Annotated in this window: 17 protein-coding genes and 2 pseudogenes; 12 read left to right on the plus strand and 7 right to left on the minus strand. The window is 70.3% G+C overall.

The genetic code is table 11. From position 1 onward, the window contains the following. Position 1: 1 nt before the first annotated feature. Positions 2 to 1,555, plus strand: coding sequence for a hypothetical protein (locus IEY61_RS25245; RefSeq protein ID WP_189048619.1), 1,554 nt, complete (start codon positions 2 to 4; stop codon positions 1,553 to 1,555). Between the two features lie 400 nt (positions 1,556 to 1,955). Here the strand turns inward: IEY61_RS25245 and IEY61_RS25250 are convergent. Continuing rightward, positions 1,956 to 3,341, minus strand: a pseudogene (locus tag IEY61_RS25250) (LVIVD repeat-containing protein); the annotation flags it as partial. Positions 3,342 to 3,631: 290 nt separating this feature from the next. On the opposite strand from IEY61_RS25250, the gene IEY61_RS25255 reads away from it, so the two are divergent. From IEY61_RS25255 to IEY61_RS25265, 3 genes are all read left to right on the plus strand, one after another. Continuing rightward, entirely contained in the window at positions 3,632 to 4,312 is a 681-nt protein-coding gene (locus IEY61_RS25255; RefSeq protein WP_189048623.1) for a DUF305 domain-containing protein, read from the plus strand. 99 nt (positions 4,313 to 4,411) lie between these two features. Continuing rightward, positions 4,412 to 4,930 (plus strand): DinB family protein, encoded by a 519-nt coding sequence (locus tag IEY61_RS25260; RefSeq protein ID WP_189048625.1) that lies wholly within the window; start codon positions 4,412 to 4,414, stop codon positions 4,928 to 4,930. Positions 4,931 to 5,070: 140 nt separating this feature from the next. After that, the gene (locus IEY61_RS25265) at positions 5,071 to 6,945 is read left to right on the plus strand and encodes a Xaa-Pro dipeptidyl-peptidase (RefSeq protein WP_189048627.1); all 1,875 of its coding nucleotides are present in this window, start codon (positions 5,071 to 5,073) and stop codon (positions 6,943 to 6,945) included. A gap of 37 nt (positions 6,946 to 6,982) precedes the next feature. Here IEY61_RS25265 and IEY61_RS25270 read toward each other — a convergent pair whose 3' ends face one another. From IEY61_RS25270 to IEY61_RS25280, 3 genes are all read right to left on the minus strand, one after another. Beyond that, positions 6,983 to 7,951: a GNAT family N-acetyltransferase gene (locus IEY61_RS25270; protein WP_229706431.1), complete on the minus strand. Its 969-nt coding sequence runs from the start codon at positions 7,949 to 7,951 to the stop codon at positions 6,983 to 6,985. Between the two features lie 351 nt (positions 7,952 to 8,302). Beyond that, on the minus strand, positions 8,303 to 9,943 hold the full coding sequence (abc-f, locus tag IEY61_RS25275) for a ribosomal protection-like ABC-F family protein (protein WP_189048629.1): 1,641 nt from the start codon (positions 9,941 to 9,943) through the stop codon (positions 8,303 to 8,305). Positions 9,944 to 10,189: 246 nt separating this feature from the next. Further along, positions 10,190 to 11,413, minus strand: coding sequence for a PucR family transcriptional regulator (locus IEY61_RS25280; RefSeq protein WP_229706432.1), 1,224 nt, complete (start codon positions 11,411 to 11,413; stop codon positions 10,190 to 10,192). Between the two features lie 137 nt (positions 11,414 to 11,550). Between IEY61_RS25280 and IEY61_RS25285 the strand changes: the two genes are divergently transcribed. The 4 genes from IEY61_RS25285 (at position 11,551) to IEY61_RS25300 (ending at position 18,655) form a co-directional block, all read left to right on the plus strand. Next, positions 11,551 to 13,806 (plus strand): aminotransferase class III-fold pyridoxal phosphate-dependent enzyme, encoded by a 2,256-nt coding sequence (locus tag IEY61_RS25285; RefSeq protein ID WP_189048631.1) that lies wholly within the window; start codon positions 11,551 to 11,553, stop codon positions 13,804 to 13,806. 4 nt (positions 13,807 to 13,810) lie between these two features. Beyond that, the gene (locus IEY61_RS25290; protein WP_189048633.1) at positions 13,811 to 15,424 is read left to right on the plus strand and encodes a xylulokinase; all 1,614 of its coding nucleotides are present in this window, start codon (positions 13,811 to 13,813) and stop codon (positions 15,422 to 15,424) included. 322 nt (positions 15,425 to 15,746) lie between these two features. After that, complete coding sequence (locus IEY61_RS25295; RefSeq protein ID WP_308424593.1) at positions 15,747 to 17,549, plus strand: hypothetical protein; 1,803 nt, start codon at positions 15,747 to 15,749, stop codon at positions 17,547 to 17,549. A gap of 101 nt (positions 17,550 to 17,650) precedes the next feature. Further along, a complete protein-coding gene (locus tag IEY61_RS25300) occupies positions 17,651 to 18,655 on the plus strand; it encodes a glycosyltransferase family 2 protein (protein ID WP_189048637.1) in 1,005 nt (334 codons plus the stop codon). 19 nt (positions 18,656 to 18,674) lie between these two features. On the opposite strand, the gene IEY61_RS25305 is transcribed toward IEY61_RS25300, so the two are convergent. After that, entirely contained in the window at positions 18,675 to 20,129 is a 1,455-nt protein-coding gene (locus IEY61_RS25305; protein WP_189048639.1) for a glycoside hydrolase family 43 protein, read from the minus strand. A gap of 258 nt (positions 20,130 to 20,387) precedes the next feature. On the opposite strand from IEY61_RS25305, the gene IEY61_RS25310 reads away from it, so the two are divergent. The 3 genes from IEY61_RS25310 to IEY61_RS25320 are packed head-to-tail and all read left to right on the plus strand — an operon-like array spanning position 20,388 to position 23,523. Continuing rightward, the gene (locus IEY61_RS25310; protein ID WP_189048641.1) at positions 20,388 to 22,262 is read left to right on the plus strand and encodes an Ig-like domain-containing protein; all 1,875 of its coding nucleotides are present in this window, start codon (positions 20,388 to 20,390) and stop codon (positions 22,260 to 22,262) included. Positions 22,263 to 22,301: 39 nt separating this feature from the next. Beyond that, positions 22,302 to 22,511 (plus strand): hypothetical protein, encoded by a 210-nt coding sequence (locus IEY61_RS25315; protein WP_189048643.1) that lies wholly within the window; start codon positions 22,302 to 22,304, stop codon positions 22,509 to 22,511. Positions 22,512 to 22,545: 34 nt separating this feature from the next. Then, positions 22,546 to 23,523, plus strand: a complete 978-nt coding sequence (locus tag IEY61_RS25320) for a helix-turn-helix transcriptional regulator (protein ID WP_189048645.1) — start codon at positions 22,546 to 22,548, stop codon at positions 23,521 to 23,523. 6 nt (positions 23,524 to 23,529) lie between these two features. On the opposite strand, the pseudogene IEY61_RS25325 reads toward IEY61_RS25320, so the two are convergent. Next, a pseudogene (locus IEY61_RS25325) lies at positions 23,530 to 23,871 on the minus strand (DUF5753 domain-containing protein); the annotation flags it as partial. Positions 23,872 to 23,942: 71 nt separating this feature from the next. Here IEY61_RS25325 and IEY61_RS25330 point away from each other — a divergent pair. Next, positions 23,943 to 24,263 carry a GNAT family N-acetyltransferase gene (locus IEY61_RS25330; protein WP_189048694.1) on the plus strand — a complete coding sequence of 107 codons (321 nt, stop codon included), beginning with the start codon at positions 23,943 to 23,945 and terminating at the stop codon, positions 24,261 to 24,263. Between the two features lie 101 nt (positions 24,264 to 24,364). Here IEY61_RS25330 and IEY61_RS25335 read toward each other — a convergent pair whose 3' ends face one another. Continuing rightward, on the minus strand, positions 24,365 to 24,829 hold the full coding sequence (locus IEY61_RS25335; protein ID WP_229706434.1) for a VOC family protein: 465 nt from the start codon (positions 24,827 to 24,829) through the stop codon (positions 24,365 to 24,367). Positions 24,830 to 24,989 lie beyond the last annotated feature (160 nt).

A 24,989-nucleotide genomic window follows, 5' to 3' on the forward strand; every position in this document is an offset into this window, starting at 1 on the left:
CATGATCAGAGATCCGTTTCCGGGTCGGCGCGGCGGTGGTCGGGCCGGCGCGGTCGTCGTACGCCGCTGGGTCGGCGGCGGCCTGGCCCTGGCCTGTCTTGTCGTGCTGTCCACCGGATGCAGCAGGCTCGACCCGCCGGAGTCCGGGACCGCCGATGACCGGTACGGATACGCCCCGCAGCCGGACGGCTCCGTGGTCTACCAGCCGGACGTGGTGCTCGTCGAGGGCGGCGGCAAAGCCATCCGCTCGGTCAGCGAGGACGGGTTCACGTACGTGATCGACGGCGACGCCCGGGGTGCGGACCGGGTCGAGCCAGGCAAGATCATGTTCGTCACCAGCCAGGCGCTCGGGCGAGTGGTGCGGATGGAGCGGTCCGGCGGCGACCGGGCCGTCACCCTGGCGCCGGTACGCCTGACCGACGTGGTGCGGGACGCGCACCTCACCTTCGACCAGTCACTCGACCTTCAGGCCCAGACGTTGCGCCCGCTTCCCGACCTGCTCGGCGAGGTGGTCGAGGAGGCCGCGCCGGCGACGCCGGTGCTGCCGGACGCGGCGGACGCCACCGGACTGGGCGGGGCGATCGGACCGGGCGGGGCGATCGGACCGGGCGGAAACGCGATCGGCCTGCCCGGCTTCGGGATCGCCGCACCGCCGTTCGCCCTCGGCCCGGCCCGTGCCCCCGGCGGCGAGGGCGCGACCGATCGCATCGATCGGAAGATCGGTGAGTGGGCCGTCACCGCCTACAAGGACGACTCGAAGCTGGGCCTGACGGCCACACACGGGACGGCGGTGTCGGGACTCAAGGTCGACTTCGACATCCAGTTGCTGGTCAAGAACCTCCGAATGTCGGGCGAGCTGAAGGTGACCAACGGGGTGATCCCGCAGCCTGAGTTCCGTCTCGACGGGGTTCACGGCCTCGCCGTCACCATCGCCGCCGGCGCGCAGGGTGGGCTGAGTGACAACAAGAAGGCCCGGGTCGAGTTCCCGATCGAGGTGACGCAGCCGATCATCATCGGCGGCTTGCCGGCGACTCTCAAACAGACGTTCAAGTTCCTGGTGCAGACGGCGTTCACCGCGAAGAACGGCAACATCTCGGCCACCGGCCGGTGGGGGCTCGACGGGCCGATCGGGTACTCAGGGTCGATCCTCACGCCCACGTTCTCGGTGCAGGAAAGCATCATGCAGTCGCTGCGCGGCGTCTCGATCGGCGTCGAGGCGATCGTGGTGGCCGCGGAGTTCCGCTTCGGACTGATGCTCGGCCTGCCGGTGGCGGGCGCGGGCCCGTTCGTCGGCGTGGTGGCCTCACTGGGGTTGACCAACGGCTCGGCGGCCGGCCGGGTGGGCCTGCCGCTGGCCGGGCCATCGGTGAAGTGCCGGGGATCCACGCTGGTGCTGACCGTGCGGGCCGGTGAGGGCCTCAACGTCTCCGGACCCTTGACCAAGGCCATCGAACACACGCTAGGGGTGAAGATCCCGAAGGAAGCGGACTTCATCCACGAGGACATCGTCAACCGTACGGTCGTCGAGCCCGACGTGCCGCTGTGTCGAGGCTGATCCGCCGGGCCGCCCCCGCCGGGCCCGGCCGTCGCACAGCGTCGGTCCGGAAACGGGGCTCCGGCCCGGCGGGAGGCCGCCGGGCCGGAGCCTCTGGTGCTGTCGATCGGGGTACGGATCAGCTGGTCCGCACCGACCCGTTGATCTTGCTGTCCCGGATGATGGCACCGGGGGCGTTCACCGAGCCGTTCACGCTGCTCTCCACGATCGACACCACCGAGGCGTCGACGGCGTGCAGCGAGCCGTTGAGGCTCGAGTTGAAGACGATCAGGCCGGCGCCGGGGTTGATCTTGATCGCGCCGTTCTGGCTCACCCCGTCGAAGCAGGTGATGCCGGACTTGATGGTGAGGCTACCGTTCTGCCGGCCACGCAGGATGGTGGTGCAGGCCGGGTAGCTGGGCTGGGTCTGGACGTTCAGCTCCGCGAAGGCGATCGCCCGCGCGTTGTTGGTACGCGGGTCGTCCAGCTTCAGGACGTCCAAGCCCTTCTGGATGTCGTTCGAGTAGAGGTACCCGTTGTGCCAGTACGTCGACCAGGATCCACCGAGGACGGAACGGGTGTCCGACAGCGGGCCCCGCTCCCAGTAGGCGAGCTCGACCGGGTTCGCCGAATCGGTGAAGTCGATCACCGAGATGCCGCCCTGGTACCACGCCTGGACCATGATGTCGCGGCCCATCGCGGGGATCAGCGAGCCGTTGTGGGCGACGCAGTTCTCCCGAGGGGTGTTCAGCCGCGGGATCTTGAAGTAGCTGCGGAAGACCAGCTGCCGGTCGGCACCGGAACCCACGATGTCGTAGATCGCGTTGGCGCCCTGGTTGGTCCGGTAGTTGGCGGTGCAGATCGCGCCGCTGCCACCGCCCAGTTCGTCGGTGAAGACGACCTTGGTGCCGGCGTTGTTGAAGGTGGCCGAGTGCCAGAACGCGAAGTTCGCGTCCCGGACCTGGCTCAGGATCACCGGGTTCTCCCGGTCGGAGATGTCCATCAGCACGCCGTCACCCATGCAGGCGCCGGCGGCCAGGTCCAACTCGGGGTAGACGGTGATGTCGTGGCAACCGCTGGTGGAGCCGGCGCCGGTGGTTCCCGGGAACAGAACCGGGGCGGCCACCACGGCGGCGCTGGTCGGGGCGTCCAACGGGACCTTGATGATCGAGACCTTGTCGTGCGGCGGCTTGCAGTACGCACCGCTGCCGTTGGCCGGCGGGCCGTACGACTGGACGTAGACGTACACGTCCTTGTCGGCCTTGTCCGGCACCACCGTCAGCGTGTGCGAACCGCAGTCGGTGCGGACCGACTTGATGTAGCGCGGGTTGGCCTTGTCGCTGATGTCGAAGATCCGGACGCCCTCCCAGTGCGCCGGGTTGGACACCGAGCCGGCGGCGCTGTTGCACGAGTCGTCGCTGCGCGGCGCGTCCACGGCGAGGAACAGCAGGTCGCCGAAGACCGACGGGTCGCCCTGCCCGCCCGGGCAGACGACCTGGCTGACCACCTGCGGTGCGGCCGGGTCGCTGACGTCGAAGACGTTGAAACCGTTGTAGTTGCCGGCGAACACGTGGTCGCCCTGGAAGGCCAGGTCGCTGTTGTACGCCGACTCGTCGGCGAACGCGCCGAACTTCGGCACGTTGGCGATCTGGGTGAGGTTCGAGCTGCTGACGATCTCGTCAACGCCCGGGATCTCGTTCGCGGCGGCGCTGGCCGGTGCCGCCCCGACGGTGGCCAGGAGCAGGGCGCCGGTTGCGGCCAAGCCGAGAACCAGACTCCGTCTCCCTTGTGGGGATGATTGGGACATGTAAGAACACCCTTCCTCATGGGTGAGCGGGGTAGCGGGACGATAACCCGGCGCCGTCATCAGGTTTTGTGATCCAAATCACAGTCAGTGCGGTCGATGGGTCACGATTTGGCAACAGCGGGAACACCAAGAACAGCGAGCACGACCAATAACGTTTTTTTGCCACGCTCGATCCCTGCTGTCACATCCCGGTGCCGCGTTACGATCCCGGCCAACCTCGGTCCCATGGCGGGAGGCAAGTTGTGCTAGGCGTACCGATCCGCAGGTTTCTCCGCCAGTCGCGGTCCGTTGTGCTGATCGAGTTGGGCGTACTGGTGCTGGCCCTCGGGGCGGCGGCGTTCCTCTGGCTGCCCGACGCCGGGCCGGAGCCGGCGGCGACGGCGAGCCCGTCGACCCCCATCGAGTTGCCCGGCCTGCCGGACTCCACCGCGCCGGTGCTGATGCCCGGTCGCCCCGGTGAGCCGGCGAAGACGGCGGCGGCGAACGAGGTGTCCGCCCTGCCACGCCAGCCGCACAACAACGCCGACGTTCGCTTCGTCGCGATGATGATTCCGCACCACGAGCAGGCGCTGGTGATGGCCCGGCTGGTGGCCGACCGTGGCGAGAGTTCCCAACTCAAGAGCATCGCGGAGCGGATCCTGGCGGCCCAGGGGCCCGAGATCACGTTCCTGGAGGTCTGGCTCACCGACCGGGGCCTGGACCGCAACTCCGCCGGCGATCACCGGCACACCATGTCCGGCATGCAGTCGGCGGAGGCGCTGAACCGTCTCACCGCGACTCGCGGCCCGGAGTTCGACCGGATGTTCGTCGCCATGATGACCGACCATCATCAGGGCGCGATCGAGATGGCGAACGAGGTGCTCTCGCTCGGCACCGACGGCATCGTCAACGAGATGGCCAGCAGCGTCGTGGTGGAACAGGGAGTCGAGGTCAATCGAATGCGTGAGGCGCTGGCCGGCGGAGGCCAGTGAGTGACTGTGGACGCGTGACCGGCTTGCCGGTCACGCGCCGGAGTGGAATGTCGGTCGCTGCCGGTAGCGTCCGGGCGACGCCGGCAGAGAGGGGCCGTCATGGCCGAGGCGGCACTGACTCCCGACCGCGTGGACCTGCTGGGCACGTTGCAGCAACACCGCTTCCTGCTGCGCAACACCGCTCGGGAGCTGACCGACGAACAGGCCGCGCAGCGCAGCACGGTCAGCGAGCTGTGCATCGGCGGGCTGATCAAGCATGTCGCGGCCACCGAGCGGAGCTGGACGGACTTCGTCCTGGGCGGGCCGGCGGCGATGGCGAATCCCGCCGATCCGGCCACCTACGAGCAGCACGCCAAGTCGTTCCAGATGCTGCCGGGCGACACCCTGGCCGGCGTGCTCGCGACCTACGACGAAATCGCCAAATGCACCGACGACCTGGTCCGCACCCTGCCGGACCTGGACGCCAGCCACCCGCTGCCCGAGGCGCCCTGGTTCGAGCCGGGCATCCGCTGGTCCGCCCGCCGGGTGCTGCTGCACATCATCGCCGAGACGTCGCAGCACGCCGGCCACGCCGACATCATCCGCGAAGCCATCGACGGCGCCAAGTCGATGGGCTGAGCGACCGGATCGCATCGTGGTCGGGTAATCCGTGGGCTTGACGCGGCGGCCCGGCCGGCGCGAGGCGCTAGCATGTGGATCATCGATCCCCATCACCTCCTGGTCGACTCCGGCCACCAGCCGAGCGAAAGGAGACGCGCATGCGTCGAACCCCCCATCTGGCCCTGCTAGCCGTCGGCGTGGCCGGCACGCTGGCGCTGACCAGCGCACCGGCGGCGGCGCGGACCGCACCCGCCGGGACCACGCCATCACCGGGCATCGTGGTCAGCGACGGGATGACCCAGCCGGTGTTCTCGCTCGCCGACGCGATCGTGGAACGGGTGTACGTGGAGACCCCGGTGGACACCGACCGGGACGGCCGGCGCGACCAAGTCGCGATCGACATCTCCCGCCCCCGGGAGACCGCCACCGCTGGCTTCAAGGTGCCGGTCATCTTCGAGCACAGCCCGTACCGCAAGGACACCTGGGGCGACGTGCCGTACCCGAGCGTGCTGGTGGACGAGCTGCCGCAAAACGCTGTGACCCGCCGTTCCGGGCTGCGGACCGGCGACGTCGGGGCCCAGCGCGCGGTGGCGAAGGCCAACCTGCCCGGCCAGCTGGACGACTACTACGTGCCCCGCGGGTACGCGGTGGTGCTCGGCCAGAGCGTCGGCACCGGCGACTCGGACGGCTGCCCGACCAGTGGCGACCGGGCCGAGACGCTCGGCACCAAGGCCGTCGTGGACTGGCTCAACGGGCGAGCCAAGGGATACGACGCCACCGGCGCGCCGGTCACCGCCGGCTGGACCACCGGCGCCGTCGGCATGACCGGCGTCTCCTACAACGGCACCCTGCCCAACCAGGTGGCCACCACCGGGGTCAAGGGTCTGCGCACCATCGTGCCCGTCGCCGCGATCAGCAGCTGGTACGACTACTACCGGGCCAACGGCCTGGTCGTCGCGCCCGGCGGCTACCAGGGTGAGGACGCCGACGTCCTGGCCCAGTTCACCGCCGGCCGGGCCCGTGCCGAGGGCGCCTGCGCCGACGAGTTCGCCGAACTGACCGCCCGACAGGACCGCATCACCGGTGACTACTCGAAGTTCTGGCAGGACCGCGACCACCTCGACGCCAAGAAGGTGACGGCGAGCGTGCTCGTGGTGCACGGCCTCAACGACTGGAACGTACGCACCGAGCACTTCGCCGGCTGGTGGGACGCGCTCGCCAAGCGCGGCGTGCCGCGCAAGCTCTGGCTGCACCAGGGCGGGCACGGCGGCCCCGGCAACACCGCGTCGGTGACCCTGCCCGACGGTCGGACCTGGACCTGGAAGCAGACCGAGAACCGCTGGTTCGACTACTGGCTGTGGAACGTCCGCAACGGCATCATGGACGAACCGACCGCGGTGGTGCAGCGGGAGGACCGGGTGTACGCCACGTACCGCAACTGGCCCGACCCGGCTGCCCGTGCGGTCGCGTTGAAGCTCGGCGCGACCGACGTCGCCGGCCCGGGGACGCTCACCTCCGGCAAGTCGAAGGGCAAGGTCGAGCAGCGCTTCGTCGACCAGGGGCGGGCCATCGGCCCGAACACCCTGGTCGCCGGTCCGGACACGGCGAGCCCACACCGACTCGTCTACCGCTCCTCCGCGCTGGCCGGCGACGTCCGCATCTCCGGGCGCCCGGAGATGCGGCTGCGGATGGCGATCGACAACAAGCCGGGCGCGAACCTCACCGCCTACCTGGTCGACTACGGCCCGACCGGCACGCCGACGGTGGTCACCCGGGGCTGGATGGACCCGCAGAACCGCACGAGCGCCGCGCGCTCCGAGCCGCTGAAGCAGGGCAAGCTGTACGACCTCCGGTGGACCCTGGAGCCGAAGGACTACGTCTTCCCGGCGGGTCACCGGATCGGGGTGGTGGTCTTCTCCACCGACCAGGAACACACCCTGCTGCCGCTGGGCGGCACCGAGCTGCGGGTCGCGCCGCACCACAGCGAGCTGCGTCTGCCGGTGGTCGGCGGACGGAGCGCGCTCGGCTTCTGAGGAGTTCCGTGGCGCGCCGCCGGGAGCGCCACGGTTCTCAGTAACCGATTGTGCGGTGCAGCCGGAGGAACGTCTCGGTGAAGCCGAGCCTCGGCCAGGTACGGGAGGACAGCAGGTTGGTCACCCGCCAGTCGGTGACCACGCTGTCGAAGCCGCTGTCGACGGCCCAGTCGATGACGGCCGTCCCGAGCGCCCGGCCGGCGCCGGCCCCGCGGGCGTGCGGGAAGACCGCGGCGTACCCGAGGAAACCGGCGTTCTCCGGCCGGGCCGGGCCGAGGTGGGTGCTCGACTTCTCCAGCGCACATCCGATGGCGGAGCCGATCACCTGCCCGTCACGTTCGGCGACGAACGTGGCGTAATCCGGGTCGTCGATGTCGTCCGCCCAGTCGGCGAGGCTCTCCTCGATCGTCCCGAGCCGACCGGCCGAGAATGTCGGAGACAGACCGTGGTGCAGTGGTAGCTCGAGGTCCAGCCGGGCGAGCATCGGGATGTCGTCCCGGTTGGCCCGGCGCACCGACAGCCCTCCGGCCAGGGACGCCGTCGCCAGTTTCTCCGCCGGTCGGATGGCGTGCGCCTGCTGCTGGCCGAAGCCGAGCCGGAACCAGGCACGAACCAGTTCCTCGTCGTGGGCCGGCACGACGACGTAGTGTGCGGTGCGGCCCTCGTCGACCCAGCGGGTCGCGGCGATGCCGTACAGGTCGCGCATCACCTCGGCGTCGGTGACCGCCTGCCCGGCCGCCTCGACCCAGATGTTCGGCCCCCACAACGGCGACGTCTTCGGCGCTCCGAGCAGGAAGCCGACCGGCGCGCCGGCGCGGAGCGCGACCGCACCGGACGCCCCGGTCTCGAACACGGCGGTCAACTCGGCGATGGCCGCCTCGGTCGCCTCGAAACGTGGTGACAGCAGCGGCTGTGCGAGGCGATGTTGGTGGTGCCGAGTAGCCAGCAGTGCGCCACAGGAAGTCAGGTCATCGGCCTCGAAGGGCCGTATCTCTACTCGGGACACAGCCGGCACGATAGTCACGAAGGCCGAGGCGGGCACCCGCTTTTCCGCCCCGATCCGCTCGCGCCCTATTGACCTGCCCGGATCCGTCGAAGTGCGCACCGGGTGGACCACGGCCCGGGCCTGCCTGCGCTTGCTGCCTGCAACCCTGTCGAACTGAGCCGTTCGTGCTGTCACGGACGCGGTGTTGACCGGGTTGGAGGTGCTCGCCGAGCCACCGCGCTCACGGCAGTTCGGCGGCGTTGGCGAAGGTGGCGGCGACCGGCGGCAGGCCGCCGCCGTGATCCGTTCACGCCATCAGCTCGACAGGGCCTACGTGTCCTGGCACCTCGCCCTCAAGCCGCGACTGACGATTCAGCCCTCGGGGCTGGGCGCCGGGATCTCGCGCAGGCCGGCGCCGTCGAGCCGCAGCCACCGACGTACGCCGATGTCGCGCAGGAAGCGCTCGTCGTGGCTGACCACCACGAACGCCCCTCGGTAGGCGTCCAACGCGTTCTGCAACTGGCCCACGCTGACCAGGTCGAGGTTGTTGGTGGGCTCGTCGAGCAGCAGCAGGTGCGGCGCCGGCTGGGCGTAGAGGACACAGGCCAGGGTGGCGCGCAGACGTTCGCCGCCGGAGAGCACGCCGACCGGCAGATGGGCCCGGTCGCCCCGGAACAGGAACCGGGCCAGCAGGTTCATCCGCTCGGCCTGCGGACGCTCCGGGGCATACGCGGCGAGGTTCTCCGCGACCGTACGCTCGTCGTCGAGCAGGTCCAGCCGCTGCGACAGGTACGCCACCCGCCCGTCGGCCCGGCGTACCTGACCGCTCTCCGGCGTCAGCTCGCCGCAGATCAGGCGCAGCAGCGTCGACTTGCCGGCACCGTTGGGTCCGGTCAACGCGATCCGCTCCGGGCCCCGGATCGTCAACTCGACACCGTCGCCGGCGAACAACGGCCGGGCGTCGTGCCACACCTGCATCCGTTCGACCTCGACCAACGTCCGGCCGGCCGGCACGTCGGTCTCCGGCAGGTCCAGCGTCAGCGTCTGGTCCTCCCGCAGCGCCCGGCTGGCCTCGTCGAGCCGGCCCTGCGCCTCGCTGACCCGGCTGGCGTGGGCCTGCCGGGCCCGCCCGGCCGACTCCTGGGCGCTGCGCTTGAGCCCACCGGCGACGATCCGGGCCAGGCCGGCGTTGCCGAGGTTGCGGGCGGCGTTGCCGGCTCGGCGCTCGGCCCGTTCGCGGGCCTGCTGCATCTCCCGCTTCTCCCGCTTGACCTCCTGCTCGGCGCTGCGTACGTGGCGCTCCGCCGCCTCCCGGGCGGCCCGTGCCGCCTCGGTGTAGGCGGTGAAGTTTCCACCGAACAGGCGCAGCTGCCCGCCGGCGAGTTCGGCGATGCGATCCATCCGGTCCAGCAGCATCCGGTCGTGGCTGACCAGCAGCAGGCATCCGGACCAGTGCTCCAACACGTCGTACAGCCGGTGCCGGGCGTCGATGTCGAGGTTGTTGGTCGGCTCATCGAGCAACAGCACGTCCGGACGCCGCAGCAGCTGCGCGGCCAGGCCGAGCGAGACGATCTGCCCGCCGCTGAGGGTGTGCAGCCGCCGATCCAGGGCAACCTCGCCCAGCCCGAGCCGGTCGAGTTCGGTGCGGCTGCGTTCTTCGACGTCCCAGTCGTCGCCGATCGCGGCGAAGTTCTCGTCGCTGGCGTCGCCGGACTCGATGGCCCGCAGCGCTGCCAACGCCGGAGCGACACCCAGCACCTCCGCCACGGTCAGCTCGCCGGCCAGCGGCAGGTGCTGCGGCAGGTAGCCGAGTACGCCCTCGACGGTCACGTTGCCGTCGGTGGGGGTGAGTTCGCCGGCGATCAGGCGCAGCAGGGTGGATTTGCCGGCGCCGTTCGGCGCGACCAGGCCGGTCCGGCCCGGCGGCACGGTGAAGGAGAGGTCCCGAAACACGGCAGTGTCGTCGGGCCAGGAAAAAGACAGGTTGGTGCAGACGACGCAGGCGTCGAACATGACGGGCAGACCTCGGGAAGAAGCCGGGACGCGACCGGCGCCCCGGTCGGGAGGACAGGGCAACGACAGGGCAGCTGACCGCAACCAGCTGCGGGGCTGCTCACCCAGAGATGTCGTCGTCTCCCGACAGCATGTCGCGCTCCCCATTCCCACCGCGCGGTCGCCCGCGCCACGCCCTCAGGCTAACAACTCCCCACCCCCGCCGCACCACCCACCACCCCTTCGCCCGCACCGTTGATCATGAAGTTATTGCCCCGGTAAGCGTTTGCCGATGGCGATAACTCCATGATCGACAAGGGGTTGTGGGTGGGCTAGCCGGCTGGTCAGCACCACCAGCAGCTCGAACCGCGCGGTGGGATCGTCCAGGTCGTCGCCGTAGAGGCCGCGCAGGCGCTTGAGCCGGTAGCTGACCGTCTGCGGGTGCACGAACAGTTCGGCGGAGATCTCGGCGCGCGAGCCCCAGTGCCGCAGCCAACTGTGCAGGGTCACCAGCAGGTTCTCCCGCTGGGCGGGGCGCAGCTCGGCCAGCGGCGCCAGACGGCGGGCGGTGAGCACGGCCAAGGCACCCGTCTCGCCGCGCAGGGCCAGCGCGATCAGGTGGTCGTCGGCGAAGAGCGGGCCGGGAGCCGGCCCGACCAGCCCGACAACCAGCTCGGCGAGCCGGACCGCCGCCGGCACCTGGGGCCAGGGCAGCTCGGGACCGACCACGACCCACCGCCCGGCCAGCGCCCCGGTCAGCGCGGCCCGGGTTGCCCGGGGGCCGGCCCGCAGCAGCAGCACCGCGTCGCGTCCACGTTCGACGACCAGGCCGTCCGGGCCGTACCGGAACCGTACGGCGCGAGCCTGGTCGAGCGGCAGCAGGACGGGCACCACGGCGTCGAGGTCGGGCCAGCCGATCCGGGCCGCCGCGGCGTCGACCACGCTGGGCATGCCGTCGCCGCGCAGCAGCAACTCGGCGAGTTGACGGCGGCGGTCGCCCTCGCCGGCCTGCTCGCGCAGTTGCAGGGCGTACCCGTCGGTGCTCGCCGCGGCCAGCTCGTCCACGTACGCGGTGACCGCGTCGGACAGGTCGATCAGTTCCTCGGTGCCGACCGGACGGAGCCGGGCCAGCGACTGCGCCGCCGTACGCAGCAGCTGCCGCGCCGCCATCCGCAGCGCGGCGAGCAGCGCCTCCGGTCCGCGCTCCTCGCGGGCCTCGGCGGCGCCCAGCGCGACGAAGACCTCCCGGACGGGCGCCGGCAGCGCCGGCTCGTCGGTGCCGACCAGGTCGAGGAAACGGTCGAGCGCGACCTGGACGCCGCGATGCACGTCCCGGGTGAACTTGTCGTCGGCGATGCCGGCGAAGGCCGGCGTGGCCTCGGTGACCGCCACCGCGACAGCGGCCACCGTCACCGGCAGGTGCGGGCGCATCGCGGTAGCCAGGTCGGCGGGCAGGCGCCGCCAGGCAGGCACGGACCCGGGCGCGGTCACGCCGCGATTTTGTCACGGCGGGACAAGAACAGCCCGGATTGCCGATGCCGGCGGGACGTTGTTTCGGCGTGCCCGGCCGGGTGACCATGGGCGCCCGAGCCGTACCCGGTGGCGACGACCCGAGCAGAGGAGAGCGCGTGCAGCATCGACGGTCCCGTCAGCACGTGGTCGACATGTGCCGCACGATGCTCGCGCGGGGCTATCTGAAGGCGACCGAGGGCAACGTCTCGGTCCGCGTCCCCGGCCACCGGCTGTACGCGGTGACCCCGAGCAACTACGACTACGACCGGATGCGGGTCGAGGACGTCTGCCTCGTCGACTTCGACGGAAAGCATGTGCCCGACGAGTCCGGCGCCGGCCTGAAGCCGTCGATCGAGTGCGGGATGCACGCCAACATCTACCGGGAACGCCCGGACGTCAACGCGATCGTGCACACCCACCAGCCGTACGCCTCGGCGCTGGCCTTCCTGCGCAGGCCGATCCCGGCACTCACCGACGAGCAGGTGCGCTTCCTCGGCCGGGAGGTGGCCATCATCGACTACGCCCCGTCGGGCACCTCGTTCCTGGCCCGCAAGGTGCAGAAGAAGGTGGCCGGTGGGGACAACGCGTTCATCCTCGCCAACCACGGCATCGTGGCGGTGGGCACCGACCCGGACCGGGCGGTGTTCAACATGGCCCTGCTGGAGAAGGTCTCCATCGCGTACCTGCTGGCGTTGACCAGCGAGGCGGGCAAGGTGCACACCATCCCCACCGCGATCCGAGAGATCGCCTTCGGCAAGCTGCGGGCCGACGAGAAGCGGATCGCCGCGCAGATCACCGAGGCGGTCGAGCCGGTGCGGGTGCCGGCCGACGAGGACCTGCCCAGCGCCGACGCGACCGCCGCCGCCCAGACCGCAGCCACCGAGACCGCCGACGAGGTCGAGAAGCCGGGCGCGGAATCCGCCCGGCTCGGGTACGCGATCAGCGAGTACCCGGACGTCGACGACGTGCTGCGTCGGCTGAAGGCGCTGACCGCCCAGCCGGTCCGCGGGCTGCGCCACGACGCGCTGCTCGACGTGCTGAACTACTTCGACACCAGGTGCCGGGCCAGCAGGGAGATCACCGACCGGGCCAGGCGACGCATCCCCGGCGGGGTGCAGCACAACCTGGCCTTCAACTATCCGTTCCCGCTCGCGGTCGACCGGGCCGAGGGGGCGTACCTGGTCGACCGGGACGGCAACACCTACATCGATTTCCTCCAGGCCGGGGGCCCGACGATCCTGGGCAGCAACTACGGTCCGGTCAACGAGCGGGTCGCCGAGGTGGTCCGGGAATCCGGTCCGGTCACCGGCCTGTTCCACGAGTACGAACTCAAACTCGCCGAGATCATCCACCGGTTCATGCCGCACGTGGAGATGTACCGGTCCCTGGGTTCCGGCACCGAGGCGGTGATGGCGGCGGTACGCGGCGCCCGTGCCTTCACCGGCAAGAAAATGGTGATCAAGGTCGGCGGCGCCTACCACGGCTGGTCCGACACGATGGTGTACGGGCTACGGGTGCCCGGCACGTACCGGATGAACGCCAAGGGCATCCCGTTCGGCGCCACCGCCCGTACCCGCGAGGCGTTCCCGCACGACCTCGGGCAGCTCAAGCGCAAGCTGATCGAGAACCGGCTGCGCGGCGGCACGGCGGCGGTGATCGTCGAGCCGGTCGGCCCGGAGTCCGGCACCCGGCCGGCACCGCGCGACTTCAACGCCCGGGTCCGCGAGCTGTGCGACGAGTTCGGGACGCTGCTGATCTTCGACGAGGTGGTCACCGGTTTTCGCCTCGGTCTGGGCGGCGCGGCCGGGTACTTCGGCGTCACCCCCGACCTGACCGTGCTCGGCAAGGCGGTCTCCGGCGGCTACCCGATGGCCGGTGGCGTCGGCGGCCGGGCCGACGTGATGGCGGTCTTCGGCTCCGGACTGGACGGCCGCAGCGGCGCGCACATCCAGGTCGGCGGGACGCTGTCGGCCAACCCGCTGTCCTGCGCGGCCGGCTACTTCGCCATCGAGGAGATGGCCCGCACGAACGCGCCGGTGATCGCCGGCCGGGCCGGTGACCGGCTCACCCGGGGCCTGCAACGGCTGATCGACTCCTACGGCCTGCCGTACGTCGCGTACAACCAGGGCTCGATAGTGCACCTGGAGTGCAGCGGCGTGATGCTGCTGGACATGCGCAACCCGGTGAAGCTGCTGAAGGAGAACAAGGCCCGCAAACGGCTGATGGAGCAGATGGGCGCCGCGTACACCGCGCACGGCGTCATCACCCTGGCCGGCTCCCGGATGTACACCTCGATGGCCGACATCGACGAGGTCATCGACGACGCACTGGCCCGGTTCGACCGGGTCTTCGCGCTGGTCGAGGGGGTCTGAGCCGGTGACCGCCAGCCCGCCGCAGGTGCTCGCGATCGACCTGGGCACCTCGGCGATGAAGGCGGCCCTGGTCGCCGCCGACGGCACGGTCACCGGTTGGGCCGAGCGGCCGGTCCCGCTGCGGGTGCTGCCGGGCGGCGGCGCCGAGCAGGACCCACTCGCCTGGTGGACGGCGCTCGGCGAGGTGACCGTCGAGTTGGGCCGCGCCCATCCCGAACAGCTGCGGGCGGTCGGCACGGTCTGCGCCTCCACCCAGGGCGAGGGCACCATCGCGGTGGACGCCGCCGGGGAGCCGCTGACCCCGTGCATCAGTTGGCTGGACATGCGCGGCGCGGCGCACCTGCGGCGGCAGTTCGGCGGCTTCCCCGCCTACCAGGGCATGTCGCTGCGCCGGATCGCGCGCTGGCTGCGGCTCACCGGCGGGATGCCGTCGCCCACCGGCAAGGACCCGGCCGCCCACATGCTGTTCGTCCGCGACAGCATGCCGCAGGTGTACGCGCGCACCGCGGCGTTCCTCAACGTGCTCGACTGGATCAACCTGAAGCTGACCGGGCGGGCGGTGGCCACCGTCGACTCGATCCTGACCTCGTGGGTGACCGACAACCGGCGGCCCGGCGCCATCCGCTACTCCCCCGCCCTGGTCGCCGACTGCGGCATCGACGCCGACAAGCTGCCGCCGATCGTCGCCTGCACCGACGTGATCGGCACGCTGACCCCGGCCGCCGCCGCGCACCTGGGGCTGCCGGCCTCGGTCCGGGTGGTCGCCGGGGCGATCGACACCACCGCCGCCGCGATCGGCGCCGGCACCACCGGCGACAACGACCCGCACCTGTACGTCGGCACCTCCTCGTGGATCGCGGCCCACGTGCCCCGGAAGAAGACCGACATCTCCGCCGGCATCGCCTCGGTGCCCTGCGCCATCGGCGACCGCTACCTGATGACCGCCCTCCAGGCCACCGCCGGCGCCAACCTCACCTGGCTCCGCGACAAGATCGTCGAGTACGACGACCCGCTGCTCGGCGCCGGCCAGGTCAGCCGCGACGAGGGAACGATCTTCGACGCCTTCGACACGATCATCCCGACCGTGCCGCCGGGCGCGGGCGGCGTGCTCTACACCCCCTGGCTGTACGGCGAGCGAGCCCCGGTGGACGACGCGAACCTGCGCGCCGGCTTCCTCAACATCTCCCTCGACACCACCCGCTCCGAACTGCTGCGGGCCGTCTTCGAGGGGGTCGCGCTCAACACCCGCTGGCTGGCCGACGCGGTGGACCGGTTCCTCGGCGCCCCGGTCACCTCGCTGGCCATCACCGGCGGCGGCGCGCTGTCGGACTCCTGGTGCCAGATCTTCGCCGACGTGCTCGGCGTCGAGATCCGGCGCGACGCCCAGCCCCTCGCCGTCAACGCCCGGGGCGCGGGCTGGATCGGCGCGGCCGGCACCGGGCTGCTCACCTTCGCCGACGTCCCCGGCCTGATGCGTACCGATCAGGTCTTCGCGCCGAACCCGACCCATCGGGCCACCTACGACGAGATCTTCGACGTCTACCGGCAACTGCACCGGCGGCTGGCCCCGGTGTACCGCCGCCTGAACCGCCCCGCATCCTCCTCAACCCGGGCCTGACCTCTTCGTCCTGGTCGTGCTGGTGGTGGGCAAGCGCAGCACGGACCTGTCCGGCTTCGCCGGCCGGGCGCTGACCCGCCCTCCTGGTGGCTCTCCGCCCGTTCCCAACCTGTTGGCTGCACGGCCGATCAAGTTCCGGTAGCCATCGATATGGCTTTTACCCTCCCACCGATGCGACGCTAGGACGTGGCGCCGATCATCAACCGGAGGGTACGTGCAGGCGATACGTCGAAGGCTTCTCGGAACCTCTTCCGTTGATCGCCGGCAGTCGGACCCGGACCAGGCAGAATCGGAGTTCCAACCCGGCCGCGGGCAAGGCCGGCTGGCAGCGACCGCTCGTCTGCTGCGTCATGAATGGGTGGTGGCGACATTCGCCGGCGTGGCGCTGGCCGTGCTCCTCACCTGGCCGACCCTGAGGCATCCCTGGACGACGATTCCGGGCGACATCGGGGATCCCACCTTGCAGGCATGGCAGGTCGCCTGGGCCGGGCACGCCCTGCTCACCGATCCGCTCGGGCTCTGGCACTCCAACACGTTCTTCCCGGAGTCGTACACCTACGTCTACAGCGACACACTGCTCGGCTACGCTCCCGCCGGTCTGCTGGGCCACGGCGTCGAGGCGGCCGTGTTCCGCTACAACCTGCTGTTCGTCCTGGCCTACGCACTCGCCTTCGTCGGGGCGTACGCCCTGGTCCGCCAACTGGGCAGTGGCCGGACGGCGGCGGCGGTCGCGGGCATCGCCTGGGCCTTCGCGCCGTGGCGGCTTGCCCACAGCGGTCATCTGAACATCCTCTCCATCGGCGGCATCGCGCTGTGCCTGGCGATGCTGGCCCGTGGCCATGGCTGGTCCCTGCGACACGGTCACCGACCGGCGCTGCACCGCCCAGGGTGGATCGTCGCCGGTTGGCTGGTCGCCGCGTGGCAGGTGAGTCTCGGCTTCGGGATCGGTCTGCCGCTGGTGTACTTCCTGGCCGGCACCGGGCTGGCGGTGGCCGCGGGCCTCGCCTGGTCCCGGTGGCGCAACGGCAGGTGGGTGCTGGGCCGCCGGGTGGTGCTGGCGAACCTGATCGGTGGCGCCGTCTTCGGTGGCGTCTGCCTGTGGCTCGCAACCACCTTCCTGCGGGTGGTGGAGCTGAATCCGCAGGCCCGCCGCGACCTGTCCTGGACCGAGTGGTTCTCCCCACCGCTGCGGGGATACTTCGTCGCGCCCGCGGACTCGTGGCTGTGGGGTGACTATCACGAAACCGCCCGTGCGGAGTTGTTCTGGCCGCCGGAGATGGCGCTGCTGCCGGGCGTCACGTTGATCGTGCTGGCCGCTGTCGGGCTGAGCTATTCGGTGTTCCGGGTTCGACACCGCGTCCTGCTCGGGCTCGGTGTGTTGATCACCGGAGCCCTCGGGCTGGGCAGCAATCTCGGCGATCGGGGCCATCCGGGTTACCTGACCCTGTCGCGACTGCTGCCCGGCTGGGATGCGCTACGCACCCCGGGACGGATGATGGTGTGGACGAGCCTCCTGCTCGCCGTTCTCGCGGCGGGCGCGATCACCCAGTTCGGCAGGGAACTTTCCCGCCGGGCCACGCCGCTCGACGCGACCGGGAGTCAAGCCGCGGAAACGGCCCCACCGGCCGCCCCGCCGGCGACGCCACGTCCGCGACCGGCGTGGCCGCGACTGGCCGGGCGCGTCGCTCTCCTGGTGCCCTTGCTGCTGGTCCTCGCCGAAGGCGTCAACCGGACACCACATCCCACCGTGCCGCCGGCGCCGGCAGCGATCCGGTCGGCCGCCGAGCCGCTGCTGGTCCTGCCCAGCGATGGTCTGGGCGAACTCCATGTCATGCTCTGGTCCACCGACGGATTCCCCCGCATCGCCAACGGTCTCGCCGCGTTCGTGCCGAACCGGCAGGAGCAGATCCGCTCGATGAGCATGTCGTTCCCCGACCCGGGCAGCATCGAGTTCCTCCGGCAGACCGGCATCCGGTCGGTGGTCGTGATGCCGGACCGGCTCGCCGGCACACCCTGGGACGGCGTCGCCGACCGACCGGTGGAGGGTCTCGGCATCACCCGCGAGGAGGTGCACGGGGTGCTCGTCTACCACCTCGAACCGGGTGGCGGCGAGCAGCCGCGCTGACCCCCCGATTCACTCGCCCGAGCACGTCGCGGACCCGCCGGCCGTGCTGGCCCGCGCCAGCGGCCGAACGGCCTGGCCGACAAGGCAGATTGGAGCAGACGGTGCGGCTGTCGATAGTGGTGCCGTGCTACAACGAGGAATCGTCCATCGGTCCTCTTCATGCGGCGGTGACCGCCGCCGCCGCGGCGCTGCCCGACGACGAGGTGGAGATCCTCTTCGTGGACGACGGCAGTACCGACGGCACCCTGGCGGCCCTGCGCGGCCTCGCCGCCCGTGACGCGGCCGTTCGGTACGTCTCGTTCAGCCGCAACTTCGGCAAGGAGGCGGCGATGCTCGCGGGCCTGCAGCGCACGAACGGAGACGCGGTCGTCCTGCTCGACGCCGACCTGCAACATCCGCCCCACCTGCTGCCCCAGATGGTCGCGCTGCACAAGCAGGGCTACGACCAGGTCGTCGCGTGCCGCGACCGGCAGGGGGAGCCGGCGCTCCGGCGGATTCCGGCCCGCCTGTTCTACCGGACGGTCAACCGCTGGGTCGATGTCCAGTTGCACGACGGCGCGGGCGACTTCCGACTGCTGTCGCGGGCGGTGGTGGACGCCCTGCTCTCGCTGCCGGAATACCACCGTTTCTCCAAGGGGCTGTTCTCCTGGGTCGGCTTCAGCACCGTCACGCTGACGTTCCGTCACGAGGCACGACAGGCCGGCACCAGCACCTGGAGCTTCGGCAAGCTGGTCAACTACGCCCTGGACGGGATGCTCTCGTTCAACAACAAGCCACTCCGCCTCGCCGTGTACGCGGGCCTGCTGCAAACGCTGTTGGCCACCGGCTACGCCGCCTGGGTGATCGTCAACGCGCTGGTCGAGGGCGTGGACATGCCCGGCTACGCGACGCTGATCAGCGCGGTGATCGGGATGGCTGGAATCCAACTGATGGTGCTCGGCGTGATCGGCGAGTACATCGGACGTATCTACTACGAGAGCAAGCACCGCCCACATTTCCTCGTCCGTGAAACCGACAGCCGCCCGACCGGACGCGACCAGTTGACTCGGCCACGGGCACGATCGGACGGCGATTCCCCGACGGCCGAGGTCGGGACCGTCGCCTGAAGCGCAGACTCGTCAGCCCTTAGGAGGTGAGGCGGAACGTCGCGTCGTTGCGTGCCTGGGTGTCGCCGATCGGGTCGAGGCGGAGCAGGTAGTCGTAGTGCCGGAGGTAGCGATCGGGATAGTTGTACGACTGGAACGACGACCAGGCCGCGTTGCCCAGCCCGGCGACCTGCCGGAACGTGGCGTCAGCGGCGAAGATCGAGCTGCCGTCGTTGGCCGCCAGCACGAAGTCGAAACCGTAGTGCCGCAGGTAGTAGCCCGGGTGGTTGACGGACTCGAACGACACGTACCCGGAGTTGTTGGCCAGGCCGGGCACCACCCGGAACTGGGCGTCCTGGGCGGGGTTGACGTTGGCGTCGATGCGTACGTCGTAGTTGGCGTGCCGCACGTACCGGTCCTGGTGGGTGTACGCCTGGATCCGGTTGACGGTGGTGGTGGAGGGCCAGCGGGCGAGCACCCGGCTCTCCTCGGCGGCGGTCAGGTTCATGATCGAGCCGTGCCGCTTGCGGCTGGCACCCATGTTGTAGTCGGTGCGGGTCCGGAAGTTGGTGACGCTGCCCAGGTTCGTCGAGGTGATTGGCATGTACCCGCGTCCGGTGGCGAACTGGTCCAGGTAGAGCGCCCACTCGTTGCGGCCGTTGAACTGCATCCACATCGGCCCCTCGACGACGTTGCCGCCGCCGGTGCCGTTGGAGATGCCCAGGTGCGACAGGTTCCCCAGGCTGGTCCAGGACCCGAGGATCGAGTTGCTGGCCTCGATCGGGATGTGCCCGTCGGCTGAGGCCCGGTAGTAGCGGTAGCCGCCGATGCTGTTGGGCACCTCGATGATCTGGGTATCGATGATGCCCTGGCTGCCGGGACGGTCGATGAACAGCTGCGGGGCGGTGAAGGTGCGGAAGTCGCTGGTGCGCACGTACCAGATCCGGTTCTTGGTGACGCCGTTGCGCGGTGAGTTCGTCGCCCAGTAGAGCACGTAGTCGCCGGTCGCCGAGTTGTAGATGGCCTCCGGCGCCCAGGCGTTGCCGGCGCCCGGGATCGCGCCGGCCACGTTGATCAGCCAGGGAGCGGACCAGTTCACCAGGTCACGGGACTCCCACACGACCAGCGAGGTGCTGCCCCGGTTCGCCGCGTCGCTCCACGAGGTGCCGCTGGCGATGCGCAGGTCGGTGGCGACGATCCAGTACCGGTCGCCGGCGGGCGAGCGGACCAGCGCCGGGTCCCGGACGCCGCGCGTGCCGAGCGTGGAGAGCAGCACGGGCGAGCCGTTGTTCAGGTCCCGCCAGGTCAGCCCGTCGCGGCTGTGCGCGAGGTAGATCTGCTCGCCGTTGGCGGACTCACCGGTGAAGTGGGCCAGCAGATAGCCGGTGAACGGGTCGAGCGCGGCGGCCTCGGCCCCGGGCGCCTGCGCGGCGGGCAGCAACAGCAGGCAGATCGCGGCGAGCAGCGCGCTCACCCTGGCGGCGACTCTCGGCATCGGGCTCTCCTCACCGGCGGGGTTGTGAGCGCTAACGTCACCGACGGCGACATCGGCGTTGATCACTGCTTTGGGCTTGTGTCGAAGTGTCGACCGACGACCCCACGCTGTCAAGGCATCGACGCGAGCACGGCACCTTCCGCCCAACCACGACACGCCGCCGAAGACGGCGTCCTCCGCCTGACCTCGATCCCTTGACACCCCACCCCACCCCGCTCAACCATCGCAGTGATGATTTTCGATGCTCGGGGGATTTCGATGAGAAACCGGATCGTCTATCTGGTCATCGCTGTGCTCGCCGTCGCCTCAGGCCTGCTCGCCGCGATGCTCCCGGCGTCCGCCGCCGGCGGGTGTGCCGTGGAGATGCACCACCGCTCCAGCTCCGCATCGGTGAGCTACGGTCAAATCCGCGTCATGAGCGTCGGTCGGCCACTGCCCGACTGGACGCTCCAGTTCCAGCTTCAGTACGTGACCGAGCAGATCAAACACGTCGGCTACCTGTTCGGGGAGCAGCCCTGGGAGCAGCACGGCAAGCAGGTCACCCTGCGCGGCCTGCCCGGTGACGTGTTGCCGGCAGACTTCCCGGTGTTCATCGACTACGTCATGACACGCGGGGCCAAGCTTGGCAACGCGTCCGCCTTCACACTCAACGGCATCGCCTGTGCGACCGTGCTGCCGCCATGGGCCTCGCCCAGCCCGTCGCTGAACCCCAATCCGAGCTCGACGGTGAGCCCCAGTCCCGGGCCGGACCCGAACCGGCCGCTCGTGGAACTCACGCGGCCCGAGGCCGGTGACCCGTTCTTCGCCTCGGCGACGATCATGACGGAGGCCACCGCCACGCCGGCACCGGGTCGACAGATCACCCGGGTCGAGTTCTTCGGCTGGGGCAACGGGCGGGAACGCGTCCTGCTCGGCACCGACACGACCGCGCCGTACACCGCGCAGTGGCGCGCCCTGCCGGCGGGCGTGTACGGCCTGGAGGCCTGGGCGTACGACAACGAAGGCGCAACGCGGAACAGCGTGTCGGTGATCATTCGGGTATATACACCCAGCGAGAAACGACAGGCGCCATACATCAGCGTGGTACGCGACAAGCTCTGGGGCATCTCCCCGGTCATCGAAGCGGCAGCTCCCCGCCGGCTGGCACCTCTCACGCGCACCGGCGCGGAGTCCCGATGCGTACATGGGCAGGGCATCTGGGACGGTCTGGTCGACGCGACCACCGTCGCCCGGCTCGCCAGCCGCGGCGTCAAGGCGGTGTACATCCCGCTCAACGAAGCCTGCTGGCTCGGCCTGCCGTACGTCCAGCGGCGCTACGGCGGCGAGCCGTATCAGCAGGAGGTGGCCGCGTACGTACATCGGCTGAGGGCCGTCGGCATCACGCCGATCGTCGCGCTCGCCTGGAGTCACGGCCGGTACACCGGCCCGGGTGCGATCTGCCGGGAGGAGCGGGCGGTCTGCGCCAAGCCGATGCCGCACGCCACATACGCCCTCGACTTCTGGGCGAGCGTCGGTTCAAGGCTGGGCTCCTACGAATCGGTCGTGTTCGACCTGTTCTCGACGCCCCACCCGGACCGGGCGATCGACGATCCCGCGCTGGCCTGGACGTGCTGGCGAGACGGGGACCAGGCATGCTCCGCGCTCGGCTATCCGGTGATCGGCATGCAGAGGCTGCTGATCGAGACCCAGCGCCATGTCCCCGGTGTGATGCTCGCCAGCAGCCTGGACGGCGGAAACGACCTCTCCCGATGGGAGACCTACCGGCCGTTCAGCGGGACCTACAACGCGGCCGCGGCCTGGCGGCCGGCGACACCCGGTGACTGCCGACCGCCAACGCTGGCGCAGGCACCCGTCGTCGTCACCGCCACCTGCCGTCAGGGCACAGGCAATCCTGGCAATGTTGACAATTCGCGGGTGAACTCCATGACCCAGTTCGATTCCCAGGTCTGCCCGCCGTCGGCGGAGAACTCCTGCTCCCAGCGCGCCGAGGTGGGCGTGATGTCGGACCAGATGAAGTGCGCTCTGATCGGCTTTCCGTCGTGTGTGTCGTCGCCGAAGAAGTCGCCGCGGCCGTCGGTGAAGGTGCCCACCACCGGCGGGAAGAGCCGGCCGCTGCGGCTGTCCGCCCAGTAGAGCGACCACTCCTTGCGCTCGGTGTCGAACAGGCGCAGGGTGAAGCCGCGGCTGCCGAGCGTCGGGAAGTCGATCTCCTCGGTGTTCCCGCCGCCGTTGAAGATCGACTGGCAGGTCACCGTGCTGGGGAAGGTCTCCCATTCGTCGCTGCCGACGAACAGGGTCCGGAGTCGGCGGTTGGCCACGTTCCACGAGCCGACGAGAAAGTCAAAATCGTTCATAGCGACGATCATCGCGGACTACCCCTGACAGCTCCTGTCAGTGGCGTGGCAGACTCTCACAGATGCGCGCCAGCCGACTGCTGTCCCTGCTGTTGCTGCTGCAGAACCGGGGCCGGATGAGCGCCGCGCACCTGGCTGCGGAACTCGGCGTGACCTCCCGGACGGTCTACCGCGACGTGGAGGCCCTCGCCGCAGCGGGCGTGCCGATCTACGCCGAGCACGGCCCGACCGGCGGATACCAGCTCATGGCGGGCTACCGCACCCGACTGACCGGGCTGACCGCCGACGAGGCCGAGTCGCTGTTCCTGACCGGCATGCCGCAACCCGCCGCCGAGCTGGGTCTCGGTGCCCAGGTGGCCGCCGCCGAACTCAAGCTGATGGCGGCGCTGCCGATCCCGTACCGGGATGCCTCGATCCGCATCCGGCAGCGCTTCCACCTCGACGCCCCGGGCTGGTACCACGAGCCCGACGCGGTGCCGCACCTGCTCGCCGTCGCCGACGCCCTCTGGCAGGACCAGGCCATCGAGGTCCAGTACCGGCGCTGGTCGCCCCGGCCGGGCGAGGTCACCCGACGGCTGCACCCGCTGGGTCTCGTCCTCAAGGCGGGCGTCTGGTACCTGATCGCCGCCGCGCATGGTCAGCCACGCACCTACCGCGTCTCCGCGATCGTGAGCCTGCGACCGCTACCCGAGCGGTTCACCCGACCGGACGGCTTCGATCTGGCCGCGTTCTGGCACGCGCACGTCGAACGCTACGAGCAGGCCGACACCGACGAGGTGGCCACCGTACGACTGACACCGGCCGGAGTCAGCGCCCTGCCCGACGCACTCGGACCGAAGGCCGCCCGGCTGGCACTGCGTACCCTCACTCCCGCCGACCCCGACGGCTGGCGACAAGCGACGGTCCCGTTGGAGAACGTGCCACACGCCGTCGCAACTCTGCTCCGCCTCGGACCGGACGTTCAGGTCCTCGCTCCCACCCAGCTCGTCACCCACATGGCAGCGACGATCCAGGCGATGGCCCGCCTCTATCCCGCCTGACCAACGCTACGGCAGTCCGCTGTAACCGGTCCCTCGCCACGATCCGGTCCCCCCCTTGTCAAGGTAGAGCGCGCCGGTGAGGCTGTCGACGTAGACCAACGGAGGTTCAAGAGGTTCCGAGGTGCCGGGCACTTTCGGGAACTCCAGGGCGATGAACCCGGAAGTCATGCCGGCGTGCGCGCCGGCAGCCAGCGGAAGCACCCGGAGCTGCACGCTGGGCGAGAGGGTCACGTCGAGCAGGTGCTGAAGCTGGGCGGCCATCACCTTCGGCCCGCCGACGGCTTGACGGATGACCGCCTCGCTCAGCACCACCGACAGGTGCGGTGGCCGAGGGTTGCGCGGCCAGCTCGGACGAGCGGCGTGCCGCGCTGGACGCGATCGCCGGTGGTCATGCGTTGAAGTTCCTGCTGCTCGAGGAGATGTTAGGCGCTTGGCAGCCCGAGCAGCCGCATCACTATCTCGCCCTCCTTGCCGTTGACCCGCGACGGCAGCGTCAGGGCCTCGGCAGCGCCCTGCTCGCGGCGCATCATCGTCGGCTCGGGCAGCGCAACCTGCCCGCGTACCTGGCGGCCACCACCCTGCGTAACCGGCGGTTCTACCGACGCCACGGTTACACCACGGGCCCCAGCATGGCGCTACCCGACTCCGGCCCGATCCTGTGGCGCATGTGGCGTGGCACGAGCGACGGTCACCGCCGCTCCCCCGGCCTGTCCGCCCGGTTGCACCGCCGGTCCCTGTGACTGCCGCCCGCCCGGCAGAAGCATTGCCGCCACCACTACCTGCTGATCAAGAGGTTTGCGTCTCGCGATACGCCTGTCAGAGACCAAAACCTCTTGGTCAACTAATTCTCGGTGCCGAAGCCGTCGAGCGTGGCGCGCTCGTCGAGCGTACGCTGCTCTTGGAAGATCGTGATGTGCAGGCCGGCCGGCGCGTCCAGGCGGGCGTTGACCGACTGCCATGGCGTGGTGGTGGGCGGGGCGACCTGGGTGGCACCCGCGGCTACCAGGCGGCCGGTGGTGCCTGCGGTGTCGTCGACCTCGAATGCCACGCGCAGTCGGGGCGCGACCTGCCGTCCCACCTCGACGTCGTCGATCATCCGCTTCTGTGCCGGATTGGCGATTTCCAGGGTGGCGCGTCCGGCGTCCAGGATCACCACTCGGGCCTCGTCGCCGCTGGAGAAGGCGGCCTGCTCCGGCAGGCCGAGCACGTCTCGATAGAAGGCCACCGCCGCCTCGTAGTCGTCGGCTTCGACCACCAGCCGCAACTGGCGGACCGAAGGGGGCGTGGGCTGCTCGGACGAGTTCACTGTTTCGATCTCCAGCGGGTCAAGGGTGGACGCCCGCCATGGGGACAAACACCCACGCTGCGGCGCCCCCAACGGTGCGGGCTCGTTTCGTGAGCAACGCTACCGAAGCTCCGGGAGGCGATGGAGTTGCCGGGTCGGGTGGGCGGTGGGTGAACGTTGC

This window comes from Micromonospora sonchi (assembly GCF_014646235.1).
Taxonomy (GTDB): Bacteria; Actinomycetota; Actinomycetes; order Mycobacteriales; family Micromonosporaceae; genus Micromonospora; species Micromonospora sonchi.

Coding starts and splice junctions, on each gene's coding strand:
- IEY61_RS25245 (WP_189048619.1), top strand. CDS start 2: ATGATCAGAGATCCGTTTCCGGGTCGGCGCGGCGGTGGTCGGGCCGGC.
- IEY61_RS25260 (WP_189048625.1), top strand. CDS start 4,412: ATGGCCGAGGCGGCACTGACTCCCGACCGCGTGGACCTGCTGGGCACG.
- IEY61_RS25265 (WP_189048627.1), top strand. CDS start 5,071: ATGCGTCGAACCCCCCATCTGGCCCTGCTAGCCGTCGGCGTGGCCGGC.
- abc-f (WP_189048629.1), bottom strand. CDS start 9,943: ATGTTCGACGCCTGCGTCGTCTGCACCAACCTGTCTTTTTCCTGGCCC.
- IEY61_RS25305 (WP_189048639.1), bottom strand. CDS start 20,129: ATGCCGAGAGTCGCCGCCAGGGTGAGCGCGCTGCTCGCCGCGATCTGC.
- IEY61_RS25310 (WP_189048641.1), top strand. CDS start 20,388: ATGAGAAACCGGATCGTCTATCTGGTCATCGCTGTGCTCGCCGTCGCC.
- IEY61_RS25320 (WP_189048645.1), top strand. CDS start 22,546: ATGCGCGCCAGCCGACTGCTGTCCCTGCTGTTGCTGCTGCAGAACCGG.
- IEY61_RS25330 (WP_189048694.1), top strand. CDS start 23,943: ATGTTAGGCGCTTGGCAGCCCGAGCAGCCGCATCACTATCTCGCCCTC.